This is a genomic window from Kitasatospora sp. NPDC101155, from assembly GCF_044768305.1.
Lineage (GTDB): Bacteria > Actinomycetota > Actinomycetes > Streptomycetales > Streptomycetaceae > Kitasatospora.
This window is the reverse complement of the sequence record NZ_JBIWPN010000139.1, coordinates 1-3,660: the sequence shown is the minus strand read 5'-3', so window position 1 is coordinate 3,660 and position 3,660 is coordinate 1. Positions and strand designations below refer to the sequence as shown.

The following is a 3,660-nucleotide window of genomic DNA, read 5'->3' as shown; positions in this document are numbered from 1 at the left end:
ACACCACTCGGCAAGACACGAATCTCGCACCTCGCCGCACTCGACCTGGCAGCCTGATCACCCAGCCCGGTTTGCGAATTTCCCAACGGAGTCCTACCGGGTGGGGCTTTCACATTCTGCCGACGTCGGAGCCGTGGCCGCCCTGGTCGCCGGTGTTCCAGCCGCCGTTGTCGGAGGGCTGGTGGTCGCCGGTGTCCGAGCTGCCGTTGTCGTTCTGGTGGCCGGGGCCCGATCCTGTGTCGTTTCCGCCGTGGTCTGTGGAGGTTCCGGCCCCGGCGGCAGGCCGCCGCAGCGTGGGTTGCGGCCGAGGAGTTCGACCACGAGGTGATCGAGGTCGACGGCGTGCAACCGTCTGGTCACGGCCATCAACGAGTGGCTGTGACCAGCGGACTCACCATCCACATCAGCCGGTCGCCCTCGGCCCTGCGCAGGCGTCGGCGATGACCCGTGTGTCCCAGTAGAACGGACGGACCTCGGTGATCTTCCCGTCCTTGACCGTGATCGCCTGCAGGATCGGGAAGGAGAGTTCGCGGCCTGTCGCACGAGCACGGACCTGGGTGAGCACTACCGCAGTCTCACCGGTGGCGAGGAACCCTTGCTCCGCCATGTCGAATGACTCCCAAGCGGCACCCATCGCAAGGAAGAACTGCGTCATGCCCGAATGCCCGCGCCAGGTGCCTCCATAGGGCAGGGAATCAGCTTGATGCAGCACGACATCCGGCGCGAAGAAGGGAGCGAGCAGGTCGAATGAAGCCTCGTCAGGGCCTCCGGCTGCAAAGTACTCCGCCTCAGCCGCATACATGCCGGTGAGGACCGTAATCGAGTCTGTAGTGGATGAAATCGTCATGCCGCCAGTGTGATCAGCAAGGACAGACCACGCTGGCGGCAATCAGACATCGATATCCCTGCACAGCGCCAGCACTTTCCCAACAGACCCTATTGATCAGAAACTCAATTGGTTCTCGTCGAGGGTGTGACGGATCTGGGGACCATGGAAGTAGCCGCGGACGATGTGGGGTTGGCGCTGCCGTCGGCGGATGAAGCGTCGGGCCTCGGCCGCCAGTTCCGCTTGGTTCCGGGCCCGGCTGCTCAACCGAGAACCGAGTGCTGGTTGCGCCTTGCCCCGTCTCGCCGTCTGGGGGTCCGTGAGCAAGAATCAGGAGCCACGAACCACAGGGGGGAACGCATGAGGCCACGGTGGGCCGCTGCCATTGTTGCCACGCTGCTGCTCGCCGGCGGCGCCGCCGCCTCGGGGCCCGCGCCCGAGCCCGAGGGCGCCCGCCTCTCGCCGCAGGCGCGCGCCTATCTCTCGGACGCCCTGGACCTCCTCCAGCGTGACTCCCTCAACACCGCGAGGGTGGACTGGAAGGACGTCCGCGCCAAGGCCTTCTCCCGTGCCGGCGGCGCCCGCACCCCGCAGGACACCTACCCCGCGATCAACGGCGCCGTGAGCGCGCTCAACGACCGCCACAGCCGCTTCGTTCCCCCGGACCAGGCCGACCGGGTTCTCGGCGACCCCGAGGTCGTCGACTCCCCGACCTCGCGCCAACTCCCCGGCTATATCGGCTATCTCACCCTGCGCGGGGTGAACGGCTCGGACCGTACCTACGCCGAGTACGTCGCCCGGGGCCGCGCCGTCGTCGCCGAAACGGACCGGGCGGGCGCCTGCGGCTGGGTGGTGGACCTGCGCGGTGAGACCGGCGGCGGGATGTGGGCGCCGCTCGCAGTAGCGGCGCCGATCCTCGGTGACGGCCCGCTCGGCGGCTTCGTCACCGCAGACGGCAAACGGTCCGCGTGGTCGATCCGCGGCGGCGTGCCGTACCTGGACGACACCCCGCTGGCCGACGCCGACGGCCTCCACCCACTCGCCGCCGCCACCCCGCCGGTCGCGGTGCTCACCGGCCGCTGGACGGCCAGCGCGGGCGAGGCCGTCGCCATCGCCTTCATCGGCCGGCCGGTCACCCGCAGTTTCGGCGACCGAACCTACGGGGTGCCCACCGGCAACGACCTGCACCGCCTTTCCGACGGTGCCGTCATCGTCCTCACCACCGCCGCCGAGGCGGACCGTACTGGCCGGATCCTTCAGGGCCCGCTCGTACCGGACGAGACCATCGATGCCCCCACCACCAAGAACGCCGACCCGGCCCTTGACGCCGCCGTCAACTGGCTTGCTGGTCAAGGTCCCTGCAAGGGCTATTGAATCGACATGGCAGGGGTTCCGGCTCGTTAGACGCGGTGTGAGCGAACTGGTGGGAGACGCACGGCACTTGTCACCGTCGGCGCAGGAAGCGTTGCGCCTGCGGGCGGTGGCCGCGCTGGTGGAGGGCCGGGATCGTGAGGACGTCGCGGCGATGTTCAAGGTCTCGCTGAAGGCCGTGGACGGCTGGTGGGCGAAGTGGCTGGGCGGCGGCCGGGACGCGCTCGTAGCGCGTCCGCGCGGCCGGCAGGTCGGAGAGCATCAGGCACTGTCCGAGGCCGAGCAGGCCGCGGTTCGGCAGGCCGTGCTCGACCACCAGCCCTGTGACCTGGGACTTCGAGGACAGCTGTGGACGCGTGGCCAGATCGGTGCGCTGATCGCGAAGCTGTACCGGGTCCGCCTGACCGAGCCGGGAGCGGGCAAGTACTTGCGGCGCTGGGGGCTGTCGTTTCAGCGGCCGGACAAGCGCGCGGTCGAGCAGGACCCCGAGGCCGTGCGCGGCTGGCTGGAGGAGACCTGGCCGGCGATCCGCGCCAAGGCGAAGGCCGAGGGCGCGGAGGTACTGTTCGCAGACCAAGTCGGCATCCGCTCTGACCAGGTCACCGGCCGCACCTGGGGTGCCAAGGGCCGCACCCCGATCGTGCGCCGCACCGGCAACCGCTTCTCGGTCAACGCCATGTCTGCGATCAGCGCCAAGGGCCGCATGCACTTCATGGTCTTCACCGGGACCTTCGACGCGAAGGTGATGTGCCGCTTTCTCGACCGGCTGACCGGGCACCTCGACCGGAAGGTCCACCTCGTTGTCGACCGTCACTCGGCCCACCGCTCACGGGCGGTGCGTGCATGGCTGGCCGACCACGCCGACCAGGTAGAACTGCACTTCCTGCCCTCGTACTCACCGGAGCTGAACCCGGACGAGCTGGTCAATGCCGACCTCAAGCGCAGTCTGCCCATGAGCAGCCGGGCCCGGAACCAAGCGGAACTGGCGGCCGAGGCCCGACGCTTCTTCCGCCGACGGCAGCGCCAACCCCACATCGTCCGCGGCTACTTCCATGGTCCCCAGGTCCGTTACACCCTCGACGAGAACCAATTGAGTTTCTGATCAATAGATGCGGAGGAACCGCCGCACGGTTGAAGCCGCCGCAAATGACGCTGCGCCCCACTCCATCCCATCCGGAGTAGGGCGCAGCGCCGTGGGAGGCATTGCGGAATCCAACTGGCCCGGAGCCTATGCCCGGGGTGGTGTCCGGACAAGGCCTGTACCGCACGATTCCGCAGATCAGGCTGCACATGGCGGCGCCCTGCCGCACTTGGGAAGCGGCAGGGCGCAGCAGGTGCCAGGCGGTCAGGCGCGACCGCCCTCGGGGCTGTCGGCGTCGGTTGAACCGTGACCCTTTCTCGGCGGTTGAGTTTGGACCCTCGCGTCTTGTGTTGATCTTGTCAGTCGGTGCTGGTGGGGACAC

General features: G+C 68.5%; 3 protein-coding genes. 2 read left to right on the top strand and 1 reads right to left on the bottom strand.

The features are described 5' to 3' along the window. Positions 1-403 precede the first annotated feature (403 nt). On the bottom strand, positions 404-847 hold the full coding sequence (locus ACIRYZ_RS46370) for a nuclear transport factor 2 family protein (RefSeq protein WP_402955755.1): 444 nt from the start codon (positions 845-847) through the stop codon (positions 404-406). A gap of 339 nt (positions 848-1,186) precedes the next feature. Between ACIRYZ_RS46370 and ACIRYZ_RS46365 the strand changes: the two genes are divergently transcribed. Both ACIRYZ_RS46365 and ACIRYZ_RS46360 read left to right on the top strand, forming a co-directional pair. Further along, positions 1,187-2,200, top strand: coding sequence for a S41 family peptidase (locus ACIRYZ_RS46365; RefSeq protein ID WP_402955753.1), 1,014 nt, complete (start codon positions 1,187-1,189; stop codon positions 2,198-2,200). Positions 2,201-2,249: 49 nt separating this feature from the next. Then, positions 2,250-3,299, top strand: a complete 1,050-nt coding sequence (locus ACIRYZ_RS46360; protein ID WP_402955757.1) for an IS630 family transposase — start codon at positions 2,250-2,252, stop codon at positions 3,297-3,299. Positions 3,300-3,660: the final 361 nt, after the last annotated feature.

Excerpts from the sequence above, each read along its gene's own strand:
- ACIRYZ_RS46365 (WP_402955753.1), top strand. The coding sequence starts at position 1,187 with ATGAGGCCACGGTGGGCCGCTGCCATTGTTGCCACGCTGCTGCTCGCC.
- ACIRYZ_RS46370 (WP_402955755.1), bottom strand. The coding sequence starts at position 847 with ATGACGATTTCATCCACTACAGACTCGATTACGGTCCTCACCGGCATG.